The following is a 15,348-nucleotide window of genomic DNA, read 5'->3' on the forward strand; positions in this document are numbered from 1 at the left end:
CATTACAATTTTAGATTTCTAAGTCGCAACGCATTTACGATTACAGATACAGAACTGAGGCTCATGGCCAAGGCGGCTAGCATTGGCGAAAGCAAAATTCCGAATATAGGATATAAAATTCCTGCCGCAATTGGCACTCCTAACGTATTGTAGATAAAGGCAAAAAACAGATTTTGTTTGATGTTTGACATTACGGCGTGGCTGAGGTTTTTGGCTTTTACTATTCCGTTTAAATCTCCTTTTACGAGTGTAATTTTGGCGCTTTCAATGGCGACGTCTGTTCCGGTTCCCATCGCAATTCCGATGTTTGACTTTGCAAGAGCAGGAGCATCGTTAATTCCGTCTCCCGCCATGGCTACGATTTTACCTTCGGCTTGCAGGCGTTCGATTTCTTTTAATTTATCTTCTGGGAGACAATCGGCTTTAAAAGAACTTAAATGCAAATGATCGGCAACGGCTTTTGCTGTATTATGATTATCGCCCGTTAGCATGATTACTTCCACGCCTTGATTGATTAATTCTTCTATGGCTTTTGCACTGTTTTGTTTAATAGCATCAGTAATGGCTACAAAACCCATAATTTCTTTTTCAATAGAAATATAAGAAATAGTTTTTCCTAGATTTTGTTCGGCTGTTACCTTGTTTTCTAAATCTTGATTGATAGAAACACCGATTTCATTCATTAGTTTTTTATTTCCGAGCGCCACTTTTTTATTTTCGATAATTCCAAGAACTCCTTTTCCTGCAATAGTTTCAAAACCGTGAACTTCTTTTAGCGAACTGTTTTTTGCTTTCGCGAAATGAACAACTGCTTTCGCCAAAGGATGTTCGCTATGCTGATTTAACGAAGCAATAAGTTGAAGCAGCAAATCTTCGTTATTATTAAGGGCATATATTTTTTCTACAGATGGTTTTCCTTCCGTAATCGTTCCGGTTTTGTCGGTAATCAGAACATCTATTTTGTTCATGTTTTCGAGAGCTTCGGCATTTTTTATCAGAACTCCATGTTGCGCTCCTTTTCCAACTCCAACCATAACCGACATTGGTGTTGCTAATCCTAAAGCACAAGGGCAGGCAATGATTAAAACAGCAATTGCATTAATCAAACCATATATATAAGAAGGTTCTGGACCAAATTTCGCCCAAAGAAAAAATGTCAGAATTGAGATTAAAACAACAGTAGGAACAAAATATTTGGCTACTTTATCGGCTAGTTTCTGGATCGGAGCTCTCGAACGGCTGGCATCATTCACCATTTGGATAATCTGCGAAAGCATAGTTTCTGAACCCACTTTTTCGGCTTTCATTACAAACGATCTGGTTCCGTTGATGGTTCCTGAAATTACAGAATCTCCCACTTTTTTATCAACAGGAATAGGTTCTCCTGTAATCATCGATTCGTCGATATGGCTTTCTCCGGCAGTAATTTTTCCGTCTACTGGAATTTTTTCTCCCGGTTTTACACGTAATAGATCTCCTTTTTTTATGTTATGAATTGAAATTGTTTTATCAGTTCCGTTTTCGACTAAAGTTGCTTCGGTTGGAGCTAATTTCAATAATTCCTTGATAGCGCCATTGGTTTGTCCATGTGCTTTAGCTTCTAGTAACTGTCCGAGGATAACCAACGTGATGATGACCGTTGCCGCTTCAAAATACAAATGAATGGTTCCGTGATGCGACTTGAATTCTGCTGGAAAAATATCAGGGAAAAACATTCCGGCGATACTAAATAGGAAAGCGACACTGGTTCCGATTCCGATAAGAGTAAACATGTTTAAATTCAACGTTGCAATAGATTTATAAGCGCGAACAAAAAACATCCATCCAGCATAAAACAATACTGGAATTGAAAACAGAAACTGTACCCAATTCCATTTTTCAACCGACATTATATTGTATAAAGGATTATTCGGAATCATTTCTGACATTGAAATAATAAAAATCGGAAGCGTAAACAATACGGCGATTTTCATCTTTTTCAATAAATCTGTATAACTTTTGTTGTCTTCTTCTGAAGCTTGCATCGCAACGAGATCCATACCGCAAATTGGGCAATCTCCAGGTTCGTTTGAAATAATTTCCGGATGCATGGGACAGGTAAACTGTGTATGGCTGATAGCGACTTGAGGCACTAGATCCATACCGCATACCGGACAGTCGCCAAATTTATCGTAGGTCTTATCTCCTTCGCAATGCATAGGGCAGTAAAACACTCCTGTTGCATTATGTGGCATGCTATTTTCTTTGGCGTGATTGTGATGTGAATGGTCTTTTTTGGATGAACAGCAGGATTTTATAGCATTTTCGCCTGAGTTTTCTGCGGTTTTCATTTCAATAGTGTAGTTGCCAACAGCCGATAAAGCTTCTTGAAGTTTTTCGGTTGTGACATGTTTTTCCATCGTAATGGTCGCTTCTCCCGGATTTAGATTTACTGCAGCTTGAATTCCCTCAATTTCATTCAAAGTATTTTCAACTTTGGTTCGGCATCCGTTGCATGACATTCCAGAAATTATATAGTGATGTTTCATTGCTTTGTTTTTTGGTTTACAATGCAAATTTCCGAACTAAGGTTTACTTCGGTTTGTAAAATTTTGAGAATGATTTGTAAGATTTACTAAAAGAGTTGAATTATTCTCGCAAAGTCTTGAAGTCGCAAATTTTTTTATTTCGCTCAGATTAAAAATAATTTAAGCTGATATAAAAATAAATCTGCTCAATCTGCATAATCTGCGAGAACATACTCTTTTTAGATATTCAATTTACTCTGGATAAAAAAACTTTGTGTTTTTGCGAGGGATTTTTAACATAGCGCAAGGTTTCAGCCTTGGGTACACATATATTGAAACTCCGGCAGATTTAATTTTCATGACCTAAAAAATATCTGCCGAATCTGCTTAAATCATTTTAAATCTGCGTGAAACAAATAGTACAGCATATATTATTTCTCGCAAAGTCTTGAAGGCGCAAAGTTTTTTGTCACGCAGATTTAAATTATGCAGATTAAGCCGATTTATTTTTATATCAGCTTATATAAAAGTTAGCCACAGATTAAAAAGATTATGCAGATTTTTAAAATCCTTTTAATCCCTATAATCTGTGGCTAAAAAAACTTATCGGTTAAATCAGAAACTATATATTCTCAATCTGAATTCGTTTTTTATCTTTTGATTGTTTAAAAGAAGTAGGAGTAAAGCCTGTAATTTTCTTGAATTGATTGCTTAAATGCGCCACATTGCTGTAGTTTAGAATATCCGCAATTTCGCTCAAGGAAAGCTCATTGTATATCAATAACTCTTTTACTTTTTCAATTTTCTGGCTAATGAAATATTTTTCAATCGTAGTATTTTCAATTTCAGAAAACAAATTGCTCAGGGAATTGTAATCTTGATTTAGATTTTCTACCAAATAATCAGATAGATTGGTTTTTAACTCATTGTTTTTATGATGAACCAAGTCGACAATCAGATTTTTAATCTTCTCTATTGTTTTGCTTTTTTTATCATCTAATAAGTCAAAACCCAAATCCTGCAAATTTTGAAGTAGTGTCTCTTTCTGGTTTTCGGTTATTTCATTTTCTAATTCCACTTCGCCGAGCTCGACAGAAATAGTCGGAAGTCCGAGTTTTTCAAACTCAGACTTCACGACCATTTTGCATCGGCTGCATACCATATTTTTGATATAAAGCTTCATTCTTTATTTGATGGTTTCAACCACATTTCCGCAAGTCAGCATAGAAGAGCCATAGTATGGATTTTTAACCGCTTTTTCTTTGCTTAGCCAATCAGCATCGGCCATTGGGCAATATTGTTTGTAAACTGCCTGATCTGGATTTGAGACTTTCATCAAATCGTAAGTGTTTTTAGATAACGATTTAAAAGATTCGCGCTGTTTCTTGATATCTGTATTTGATGAAATGGCTTTTGCATCTGCAGTCAATTTTTTAACTACTTTCATCCAAACTGTATGTTCGTTGCTTTTAAGTTTGTCCATTTTTACTGCGTTGATCGCTGTAAGTAAAGTGGCCGCTTTTGCCGAAGCAGATTTAGCGTCACTTTTAATTAAAGCATCTTTTACTCCAAAATAATTATCAAAAACAGATTGTAATTCGCTAGCCACTAGAATGTTTTCTGTAGTGGTTTGTGTCTTAATTCCGTTTGCTGTAATAGTGTTTGCAGAAGATAATATTGCGATTGCCGCTAAAATAGCTGTAATGTGATTTTTCATTTTTATTTGTTTTTACAAAAGGAAAACGTTCCCTTTTAGATTAATTTTTATTGAATATGAAAGTATGCAACAGCACCCACTGATGGCTGTTACAGAATAGAAATCATATTTTAGGCGGTGACCATATAGTAGTGAAACCAGCAGAAATATTGGCTTCGTTGTAATAATTGATTGATTTTTCTATAGAGAAATTAAAGTTGTTTTGAAAAGTAAAATCAGTTAAAGCTGGAACATTCAACTGAAATGATGAGTTTGTACAGTTGCTGTGACTACATTTTCCGTCGCAATTGTGTTTTTTCTTTTTTGATTTTGAAGTCTCCTTGCAGCAGCTTTTTGTACAGCAATCTTTTTCTTTTTTGTCTGTATTGATTTCTTTTTTGTGTGAAATTTTTTCAGATTGCCTTCCACATGAATATCCATACGTCGGAATCAGAAAGAAGCCAATCGTTATTAAAAATGATAGTATGTAGATTTTCTTGGTCAAAAGGAAAACTTGTTTGTTGTACAAATTTAGATAAAAATATTCAGGCAGAATGCTCTTTTAGGATTTCAATAACTAAAGCTTTTTAAAATCAGTTGGTTTCATATTTCTCTTCTTTTTGAAATAGTTCGTCAAATGGCTTTCGTCTGTAAAACCAAATTCATAAGCAATCTGCTTAATTGGCAATTGATTGTTTTGAAACCTTTTCTCAATCAAAGTTGTTCTCAAATTATGGATGTAATCTCTATAACTGATGGCGAAAGTCCTTTTGAAATAAGCACTGAAATACGTTTGAGCAATATTAAAATGTGCTGCAATTACTTTTATTTGAATCTGTTTTGGCTGGTAAATATTCTGATGAATGTAATTTGCAATTTGTTCATTATCAATATGGGCAGAAGTCATCTGCAGGTTCATGCATCGAATAGTTTCTTTTATCAGACCGAAAATGGAAAGAATTTGGTAAAAAACGATAGGCGAATTGGCAACATCAATATATTGGTCGTATTTTGTAATATTCTCGACAGTGTTTCTAAGAATCGTTTTGCAGGGTTCGTCAAATTTCAGAACCGTTTCTTTTAAGATTTTATCCCGCATAAAATTTTCTGGAGTGTGAATCAGGAACTCATCACAGGTCAGGTTTTGTTTGGAATTGAAATAATTGTCAGTGAATTTGATGAAGATAAAACGTGTACTTTTCTTTATGTCAAAATAATGTTTATCGTCTGGCGAAATCACAAATAAATCACCCGCTTTATAATGAAGCAAATTGTTATTGATGTGATGAATACCGCTTCCCTTTTTTATGTATATGATTTCATAATAGGTGTGCGAATGCGGAGGCAGATGAAATTTTTCCTCTTCAAATTCATCTAGCATTAGTGTTTTGAATTGATTCAGCTTCGGCATAACCTATTTTTACAAATTTATATCGTAAATGTACAATTTATTTCGGCTATAGGGGTTTTAAATTTGCAACGTAGAAAATTTATTCCTTTCTAAATTAATCAAATGAAAAAAAGTCTTATTGCGCTCTCATTAGGAGGGCTAACTATTGGAATTACAGAATTTGTAATGATGGGCCTTTTGCCTGACATTGCCTCAGATATGAAAGTTTCGATTCCCACTGCAGGATATTTAATCTCTGCTTATGCGCTTGGGGTTGTTATTGGAGCACCGTTGCTGGTTATAATCGGAAGAAATTATGCACCTAAAAAGATGCTGCTGATTTTGGCCTTAATGTTGACAGTTTTTAATGCATTGTCGATCATCGCTCCAGATTATAATTTTCTGTTTGCCTCAAGATTTCTTTCAGGACTTCCGCACGGAGCCTTCTTTGGTGTTGGTGCTGTAGTAGCGAGCCGTTTGGCCGACAAAGGAAAAGAGGCGCAGGCAATCTCCATAATGTTTGCCGGATTAACAATAGCCAATTTGATTGGTGTTCCGATTGGTACTTATATTGGTCATCATTTTATCTGGCGTTATACTTTTGTAATTATTGCTCTTGTTGGTGCGCTTACGTTATTGGCAATTTATTTCTGGATGCCTAATCTTGAAAAAGGCGAAAGCGTCAACATGAAGACGCAGCTGTTGTTTTTTAAGAAAACAGAAGCTTGGCTGATTATTGGAATCACAGCCATTGGTTTTGGTGGCTTGTTTGCTTGGATCAGTTACATTGCTCCTTTACTGATAAATGTTTCAAAGTTTGCTCCAGAAGACGTATCGACTATTCTTATTTTAGCCGGATTCGGAATGGTGGTTGGAAATTTTGCTGGAGGAAAACTCGCAGACCGTTTCTCGCCAGCTCCCACAACACTGGCTTTGCTGCTAATAATGTCTGTAGATTTGATTCTGGTTTATTTCTTTTCATTTAATCAGTACGTTTCATTGTTTCTTACTTTTTTAACGGGAGCTATCGCATTTTCGGTAATTGCGCCAATCCAGATGCTGATGATCCGTACGGCAACAGGGGCGGAGATGATTGCTTCTGCCTCGCTTCAGGGAAGTTTTAATATCGGCAATGCTCTTGGTGCTTTTTTAGGAGGACTTCCTCTCACGGCTGGATTTAATTATGCTTCTCCAAATTTGGTTGGCGTGGCAATGTCTGTGATCGGAATGATTATTACCTTAATTTTAATGAAACTTCATAATAAGAACTTACAGCTGAAGACTGTTTAAAAAAAAACACTTTTTGAGGAGCCCTTAACTTTTGTTTAAGGGCTTTTTTATTGGGCATCTTAATCATGTCTTTATAATGAGACTTCTGTTTTAGAAGCATTTTTGCTCTAAGTCAGAAAATACCTTTTAAATTATTGCTTGTTTTCCAAAATAAAAGTCAATCTTTTGCTGAATTTAAGTGTGAAAAATACACCTAATAATTTCGTAATTTATATTCATGTAATCGATTGTTTTTTTTGCAAAAATCAAATCAAATTAGCGATTAATAAAAATATATTTAATATTTTATGTCGGTATAAATTATATATGTGATATAAAAAACCGAGTATTTTTTTGATATGTAATTTTTTTTGGGATTTTTTTATGATTTTTTCTTTTTCGTTTAAAAAAAATATCTATGTTTGTGTAATCGATTACAACTTTTAGTTTTATGTTCGAAATCGATTAAGTAGCAGAAGGTAAAAAAATCGCTCATGTTAAGCTACTATTGCTTTGAAGTAATTTTATTACTGTTAAAATCAATTTTTAAAACTATACTATATGATTCAAAAATTACCACAAAAAACCACTTAACCACAAAAAACTTAAAAATTTAGTAACTTAAACAATCAACCATGAACTTTAAAGATTTATTAAACAAAAGAGCAAATTTCTGCTCTGTACTTGTTTTCTTACTGTGCTTGCTGAGTAATCAGATTTATGCACAGAGCACTACAATAGAGGGTACCGTTAAAGATGCCGCAGGGCTGTCTCTCCCTGGGGTAAATGTCCTGGAGAAAGGAACTAAAAACGGAACTTCTACAGATTTTGACGGACATTATAAGTTGAAATTAACCAATCCAAAAGCAGTTTTGAGTTTTTCTTTTATAGGATTTAAAACGGTTGAGGTTCCTGCAGACGGAAAAGCAAAAGTAAATGCAACGATGACAGAAGATTCGAACAGCTTAAATGAAGTTGTTGTAATTGGATATGGAACCTCTAAGAAATCTGATTTAACTGGAGCGGTTTCGACTATTTCGGGTAACGATTTAAAGAAAGTTCCGGTAGCAAATGTCGCTGAAGCTTTAACAGGTCGTATTGCTGGGGTGCAGGTTACTGCAGCAGAAGGATCTCCAGACGCAGATATCAGAATTAGAGTTCGTGGAGGAGGATCTCTAACTCAGGATGCTTCGCCATTAATTATTGTGGATGGATTTCCGATCAATAATATGAATGATATTTCTTCATCTGATATTGAGACGATGACTGTTTTAAAAGATGCTGCTTCGACTGCAATTTACGGATCACGTGGTGCAAATGGGGTAATTCTTATTACAACTAAAAGTGGTAAAGATGGTAAAATTGCGGTAAACTTCAATATGTTCTACGGTATGAAAACGATGGCCAAACAAATAGATGTTTTGTCGCCTGAGGATTATACTAAGTGGCAATACGAGTATGCTTTGCTTTCGCAAACGGGAACAAAAGTTCCTAGCAACCCAACTTCATATACTAGATATTTTGGAAATTGGGAAGACCACGATATGTACAATGGTCTAAGAGGTAATGATTGGCAAAAACAGATTTTTGGACGTACAGGAGAGGTTCAAAGCCGTGATTTAGGAATCAGAGGTGGAACTGATAAGCTTAATTACAACTTTAATTATGCTCATTATGATGAAAAAGCCATTATGATTGGTTCAAATTACAAAAGAAACAACTTGGCTTTGGCTTTAAAAAGTAAATTAAGTGATAAGATTGATGTTGGGTTTACTATGCGTTATTCTGATACAGAGATTGATGGTGGAGGTGTAAATGAGCAAAATGAGAAATCTTCTTCAGATTCACGTATGCGAACTATTGTTGGTTATGCACCAATTCCAGTTTCAGGATTGACCTCAGACGACGTTTCTGGAGATGGTACAGATGTCTTGATTAATCCTTTAAGATCAATCTATGACAATAACCGTCAACAATTTCGTAAAAACTTTAATATGTTGGGAAGTTTTGGATGGGAGCTTGTAGATAATTTAAAACTGAAAGTAGATTTAGGTCTTGATAACTACAACAGCTTGGATTACCGTTATTATGGACGTAGCACTTATTATGTGGCTAATGCTCCAGCTAGTGGATTGCAAGGTAAACCAGCTATGGTTATAACAGATGGTAAAGAAAGACGTTTTAGAAATGCTAATACATTGAATTATGATTTCAAAAAAATAATGGGTGAAAACCATCATTTGACAGCTTTAGTTGGACAAGAAAGTATCAATTATGAGGTAAATACTGTAACTTCTACTATTCATGGATATCCTTCTTTCTTCGATTTTAATCAAGCAAAATCACTTACATCTCAAGGAACACCACAAGCAGTTGACAACTATTATAGTCCAGACGACAGATTGTTATCATTTTTTGGACGTGCTAATTATGATTACAAAAACCGCTACATCTTATCAGCTACATTCCGTGCCGATGGATCTAGTAAATTTTTGAGTCAAAGTCGTTGGGGATATTTCCCGGCTTTTGCAGCAGGATGGAAAATTTCAGAAGAGAGTTTTCTTAAAGATAAATCATGGATAGACCTTTTAAAAGTAAGGGCTAGTTATGGTGAAGCAGGAAATAATAATATACCAGTAGGACAACAAACTCAGATTTTTCAATCTATACCAACAACTTGGATTAATGGCGTTACTAGTGTTTGGGCTATTCCAAAAACAATGCCTAACCCTGATTTGAAATGGGAGACTACAGTAACTCAGAATGTTGGTTTGGATTTTGGATTTTTCAAAAATCGTTTAAGTGGTAACTTTGATGTTTACAAAAATATTACAAGCGATTTATTAATCAATTTCCCAGTTCCAGGATCTGGATATGAATTCCAATACCGCAACATGGGAGAAACTCAAAATACTGGTTTTGAGGCTACTATAAATGTTGTAGCTATTGAAAAACCTAAATATGGATTGAATTTTTCATTCAATATGGGAATGAATAAAAATCGTATCAATTCATTAGGAGTTATGAGCAATTTTGGACAAGGTACGGGCTGGGCATCTTCTCAAATAGGAGATGATTATCTAATTGCTGTTGGTTCTTCACTTGGTACTATGTACGGATATAAAAATGATGGTAGATATGAAGTTTCTGACTTTGATTATGTTGGAGGCAAATATGTTCTAAAAGCAGGGGTAACTCCTACTGCTACTACTCTAGTTGGAGATGGAAGCTCTATTAAACCTGGAGATATGAAATTAAAAGATGTTAATGGAGATGGTAAGGTAGATTTAAATGATAAAACAGTTATTGGTAATGTTAATCCTAAAAGTACAGGAGGTTTTGTTATCAATGGAAATGCTTACGGATTTGATTTAATGGCAGCTTTTAACTGGAGCATTGGTAATGAAGTTTATAATGCTGATAAGATTGAATTCTCAACAGCTACAGCTTCTGGACAGTATAAAAATTTAAATTCTACAATGGCTGATGGAAAAAGATGGACGAATTTAGATCCAGCTTCAGGTCAATTAGTAACAGATCCAGATGCATTAGCGGCTCTAAATGCTAATACAACTATGTGGTCTCCATATATGAGAAGCGCCATATTTACAGATTGGGCAGTTGAAGACGCATCTTTTTTAAGATTAAACACGTTAACATTAGGATACACAGCCCCAGAGATGTTTACATCTAAACTTGGAGTCTCTAAATTAAGATTCTACTTAACAGCGACCAATGTATTTGTTTGGACTAACTATTCGGGTTCTGATCCGGAAGTTTCAACTAAACGAAAAAATCCTCTTACTCCAGGGGTTGATTCAAGTCCTTATCCAAGAAGCAGACAAATGATTTTTGGGATGAATCTTAATTTCTAATTTTAAATTATCACAAAATGAAACATAAAATAATAATTGCAGGATTGATAATTTCAAGTCTATTTAGTTCTTGCCAACAATTTGAAGACGACTATTTAGAAACAGACGCACCATCAACATTAAAGCCAGAATTAATCTTTTCTGATGCTGAACTTGCAAAAGGAGCTATTGACGGAATAAAAGTGCCATTTGCTGAAACAAACTCGTATAGAGGAAGATTTTTGCCATATTATGGATTAAATACAGATGTAGAATGGTACAATGCTTCACAAACAGCTGGAGATAAAGCAGATTTGTGTGTTTATGATGCAAAGCCTAGTAATACAGAGATGAATACTGTTAACAATGCTTATGCAATGATGTATTTAGGTATTGAGAGAGCAAATATTTGTATTGAGGGTATACGCAAGTATGGTAATGCAAAACCAGGTACAGAAATGGGACAATTATTGGGAGAGGCATTAACGCTCAGAGCAATTTACTACGCCGATTTACTTAAATCGTGGGGCGACGTTCCAGCCCGTTTTGAGCCTATTACTACTGCGACGTTATATTTGCCTAAATCAAACAGAGATGTTATTTACAAACAATTAATTGAAGATTTAGGAGAGGCATCAACATTAGTAGCATGGCCGAATGAAACTTCTTATACAAATACTGTAGAACATGTTAATAAAGCTTTTGTAAAAGCATTTAGAGCACGTCTAGCATTGGTGGCAAGCGGTTATCAGCAATACCCTGACGGAGTTAGAAGAAGTAACGATCCAGAACTTTCGGTTGCTAATATGTATGCCTTGGCATTAAAAGAATCTCGTGAGGTGATTCAAAGTGGTTCTGCTCATTTAGAATCTACTTTTGAAGGATTATGGAGAAAATACAATGAAGAAGTTACTACTGCTGGTGGCGAATCACTTTGGGAGCTTCCTTTCGCAGATGGACGTGGTAGAATGCTCTTTACATTTGCTGTAAAACACACAGCGGCTCAAGACCAATTTCAGGCTAATGGGGCTAATCGTGGAGGTGTAGCTGGACCATTACCATTTGTTTTCTATGATTATGATCAAGTTGATACTCGTAGAGATGTTACTTGTGTACCTTATAAATATGGCACAGCAAATGCGAACTTTATAGCTAAACAAGAGTTGGGTACCTTGGATACTTGGTATTTTGGTAAATATCGTTATGAATGGATGAAACGGTATGTAACTTCTACTAATGACGATGGGGTAAATAAAATGTACATGCGCTATGCTGAGGTCCTTCTTATTGCCGCTGAAACAGCAAATGAACTAGAGGGGCCTGGGGCAGCAATGCCATATCTTAAAGAAATTCGTCGCCGAGCATTTTCTGCAGCAGATCAAGCTGTTAAAGTTGAAAATTACGTTAATAATTTGACCAGTAAAGAATCGATGTTTAATGCTCTTGTTGAGGAGAATAAATATGAATTTACAGGAGAAATGGAGCGTAAGCAAAATTTAATTCGTTGGAATTTGTTAAAAGTTAAATTAGATGAAGCAAAACAAAAAATGGCAGATTTATCAACTCGTTCAGGGGCTTATTCTACTGTGCCAACAACTTTATATTACAAATACAAATCCGATAATGTTAGTTTAGATGTATATGGATTGAATAGAGGAGAAACAACAAATCCTGGATCGACTTATTCTTCTGTTGTGTGGACATGGACAGGTACAGCTGCTGATACTAAGATAAACTCGTTGTACAAACCGGGAGTTAATCCTGATAACAGACAATTTTGGCCAATATGGCAAGTGTTTCTTGATGGAAGTAATGGTCAGCTGAAAAATGATTATGGTTATTAATATCTAGAAAATAAAAAAGTTATTAAGATGAAAACAAAATATATATTTACAGGATTAATAGCCCTATTACTACTTGCAGTTGGAGTTTCAAGTTGTGAAAGTTACAATGAAGAGTTATTAGACGGTGTAGGAAATACGAGAGAATTCTCTCCAATTGGACTTACGGCTAGAGTTAGAAATTCAACCACAGTTGAATTAAACTGGACGGTAAAAGCTGATGAAAACGCAGATCATTATGTGGTGGAATTTAGTCCAGATGACCCGGAGTTCAAGACTATTTACAAGACAGTAAATGTAGCGCCTACAGAATTACCTATACAAGTGCCATTAGAAGGGGAAACAACTTATTCCATTAGAGTAAAAGCAGTAAGTGCCTTCGGACTAGAAGATTCAAAATGGACAGTTACAACGGCTACAACATTATCGGAACAAATTTTCTTTCCAATTAAGCCGGAAGAAATTCAAGCAAGGTCTGTTACTTTGCGATGGACACCTAATAGTAATGTAACTCAAATTTTAGTCCAACCAGGTGATGTAATTCACACTATAACACCAGAAGAAAAAGCTGCGGGAGTTGCAATTGTTACGGGTTTAACCCCAGAAGTAAGTTGTACGGCTACTTTAAAAAATGGAACTAAAACTAGAGGGATACTAACTTTTATGAGCGGTGTTGATCTCACAAAAGGTATAGTTGTTAATCCGGGAGATGATTTAAATGCTAAAATAGCTCAGGTAACAGCTGACTCAAGATTATTGCTTATGCCAGGTATTTATCAGACAACAGGTGAAATATTGGTTAATAAAAAACTTGTTATTAGAGGAGTAAGGCCAGAAAATAAACCTAAACTTACTGTAAAATTCACTGTTACGAATAATCCTGCTAATCCTGGTGATGCAGTGAATTTGTCTTTGATTGATTTGGATTTGAACGGAACAGGTTTGACAGGAGGTGCTATCACAATCGGAACAGCACAAGCGCAGCCTTTAGGTGATATTTTAATAAGCAACTCTTATGTTCATGACTATCCTTCTCAACTTATGTATGGAAATGCATCAGCTAGATTGAAATCATTTACTATAGACAATAGTATCATTAAAAATGTAAATACTGCTGGAGGTGCTGATTTTATCGATTTTAGAACTACATATGTTGAAAGTGTTACTTTAACAAAAAGTACATTTGATAATTGTTCATCACGTGATTTCATACGTTTAGATGCAGCTTCTGGTTTCTCAGGAGGAAGTCTAACTAGTAATGTAGTAATTGATGGTTGTACGATATACGCTCCTACATTGGTACTTGCTAGTAGAATTTTGTATGTGCGTTTTGCAACGAACGTTTTAGCGGTACGCAATACATTGCTAGCAGTGGGGGCAGCAGTATATACAAACCAAGTTGCAACAAATGCTCCAGGATTTGGAAATAATAATAATTATAATTCACCAAATTTAAAAGCGGCATTAACTAATAATAGACCAGATACTGGTGCAACAACACTAGATCCTCAATTTGCAAATGCAGCAATTGGAGATTTTACATTAGGAAACCAGACTTTGATTGATAATAAAGTTGGAGACCCACGTTGGATAAAATAAAATTTCATGGTTAGTTAATACGAAAGAGGGATGCAAAATAATTGTATCCCTCTTTTTTTGGCTTTGTCTAACACTTAGAATTATTCTATCTCAAAATCAAATTTTTGTAATAAACCTGCAAGTGCCGAATGGGAAACTTTGGTTCCTTTGATTTTGTTTTCTGATGGGTCGAAAGCGTAATTTTTAGACGTTCTGAAATCGGTTTTTTCTAAAATACTTTCCACGAAAGTGGCACCAGAAAGATCGCAATTTTTGAAAATCGCTAAAGATAAATCGCTGTTCGAAAAATCTGTTTCTCTTAAAGAGCAATCTTTAAAGTTGGTTTTCTTGAGTTTTTTGTAAATAAACGTAGCGTAATCTAAGATGCAATCTTCAAAATTCATAGAGAATAAAAAACTGTTACAGGCACTAAAGTCGAGCCCCATTAGCTTGCATCCAATAAATTTGATATTTTTCAATCCTGTATTTCTTAAATTGGCTAGGGAAAGATTGCAGTTTTTAAAAGCGCAATCCAGAAAATCATTATGGCTCAGGTCGCTTTTAGAAAAATTACAGTTAGTGAATTCGCAGTTAACAAATTCGGTATTCGACAAGTTTTGTTCCGAGTAATCTACGTTATCAAAAGTTCGATTTTGATATAATTTGATTTCCATATTCTTATGAAGAGGTTGAGGCTAATTCTGATTGTTCATACAATACAAACCCGTTGGGTGAAATTATTTTCAACACATAGAAACATAGTTTAACTAAACTTAAAAAAGGCGTTTCACTAGTCTAAATGCACATAGTTTAGCTATGTTTGGAAACTTGTTTCTTCCATTTTCTTTTTTCGGCACAAAAAAACTATGCTTCTATGTGTTAAAATGCTTTTATTTTTTAATTATACCCAACGGGTAATACAAATTATATTGTACTATTTGCCGTTGTGCGTCAGTATTATACCGTGTGTTTTTTGGATTTAATTAGTTAGTTGATTTGTTATGGTTTTACTCTAATTCGATACAGTCAAAAATGCCGTTGTTTAGAATTAGATTCGGAATATCAAGATCGCTGTCGATTCTTAAAATATTATCACAGTCTTCAAGATCAAAATTCCACAAAGTGCCTGGTAATAATTCGTTAAGTAAGGCAGAAGCCGATTCAAATTTTGACGGATTGTCAACAGAAGTTTTAAAGACATAAATCATAATTT

11 protein-coding genes are annotated in these 15,348 nt (G+C 35.0%); 4 read left to right on the top strand and 7 right to left on the bottom strand.

The features are described from left to right. Positions 1-2: 2 nt before the first annotated feature. From E0W73_RS12590 to E0W73_RS12610, 5 genes are all read right to left on the bottom strand, one after another. Complete coding sequence (locus E0W73_RS12590) at positions 3-2,528, bottom strand: heavy metal translocating P-type ATPase (RefSeq protein WP_135222430.1); 2,526 nt, start codon at positions 2,526-2,528, stop codon at positions 3-5. A gap of 601 nt (positions 2,529-3,129) precedes the next feature. Further along, entirely contained in the window at positions 3,130-3,690 is a 561-nt protein-coding gene (locus E0W73_RS12595) for a helix-turn-helix domain-containing protein (RefSeq protein WP_135222431.1), read from the bottom strand. A 3-nt stretch (positions 3,691-3,693) separates the two neighbouring features. Next, positions 3,694-4,224, bottom strand: a complete 531-nt coding sequence (locus E0W73_RS12600; RefSeq protein WP_135222432.1) for a DUF3347 domain-containing protein — start codon at positions 4,222-4,224, stop codon at positions 3,694-3,696. Positions 4,225-4,327: 103 nt separating this feature from the next. Next, positions 4,328-4,708, bottom strand: a complete 381-nt coding sequence (locus E0W73_RS12605; RefSeq protein WP_135222433.1) for a hypothetical protein — start codon at positions 4,706-4,708, stop codon at positions 4,328-4,330. Positions 4,709-4,780: 72 nt separating this feature from the next. After that, a complete protein-coding gene (locus E0W73_RS12610; protein ID WP_135222434.1) occupies positions 4,781-5,614 on the bottom strand; it encodes an AraC family transcriptional regulator in 834 nt (277 codons plus the stop codon). Positions 5,615-5,716: 102 nt separating this feature from the next. Here E0W73_RS12610 and E0W73_RS12615 point away from each other — a divergent pair, with 102 nt between their 5' ends. From E0W73_RS12615 to E0W73_RS12630, 4 genes are all read left to right on the top strand, one after another. Next, positions 5,717-6,883, top strand: a complete 1,167-nt coding sequence (locus tag E0W73_RS12615) for an MFS transporter (RefSeq protein ID WP_135222435.1) — start codon at positions 5,717-5,719, stop codon at positions 6,881-6,883. Between the two features lie 614 nt (positions 6,884-7,497). Next, a complete protein-coding gene (locus E0W73_RS12620; RefSeq protein ID WP_135222436.1) occupies positions 7,498-10,737 on the top strand; it encodes a SusC/RagA family TonB-linked outer membrane protein in 3,240 nt (1,079 codons plus the stop codon). Between the two features lie 17 nt (positions 10,738-10,754). Continuing rightward, the gene (locus E0W73_RS12625) at positions 10,755-12,560 is read left to right on the top strand and encodes a RagB/SusD family nutrient uptake outer membrane protein (protein WP_135222437.1); all 1,806 of its coding nucleotides are present in this window, start codon (positions 10,755-10,757) and stop codon (positions 12,558-12,560) included. Between the two features lie 27 nt (positions 12,561-12,587). Continuing rightward, positions 12,588-14,156, top strand: coding sequence for a DUF4957 domain-containing protein (locus E0W73_RS12630; RefSeq protein ID WP_135222438.1), 1,569 nt, complete (start codon positions 12,588-12,590; stop codon positions 14,154-14,156). Positions 14,157-14,236: 80 nt separating this feature from the next. Here the strand turns inward: E0W73_RS12630 and E0W73_RS12635 are convergent, their stop codons facing one another. Together E0W73_RS12635 and E0W73_RS12640 are read right to left on the bottom strand one after the other, a co-directional pair. Further along, positions 14,237-14,809, bottom strand: a complete 573-nt coding sequence (locus E0W73_RS12635) for a pentapeptide repeat-containing protein (protein WP_135222439.1) — start codon at positions 14,807-14,809, stop codon at positions 14,237-14,239. A gap of 333 nt (positions 14,810-15,142) precedes the next feature. Then, positions 15,143-15,343, bottom strand: coding sequence for a hypothetical protein (locus E0W73_RS12640; protein WP_162847703.1), 201 nt, complete (start codon positions 15,341-15,343; stop codon positions 15,143-15,145). Positions 15,344-15,348: the final 5 nt, after the last annotated feature.

Origin of the sequence: Flavobacterium foetidum, from assembly GCF_004634245.1 — a bacterium.
Taxonomy (GTDB): Bacteria; Bacteroidota; Bacteroidia; order Flavobacteriales; family Flavobacteriaceae; genus Flavobacterium; species Flavobacterium foetidum.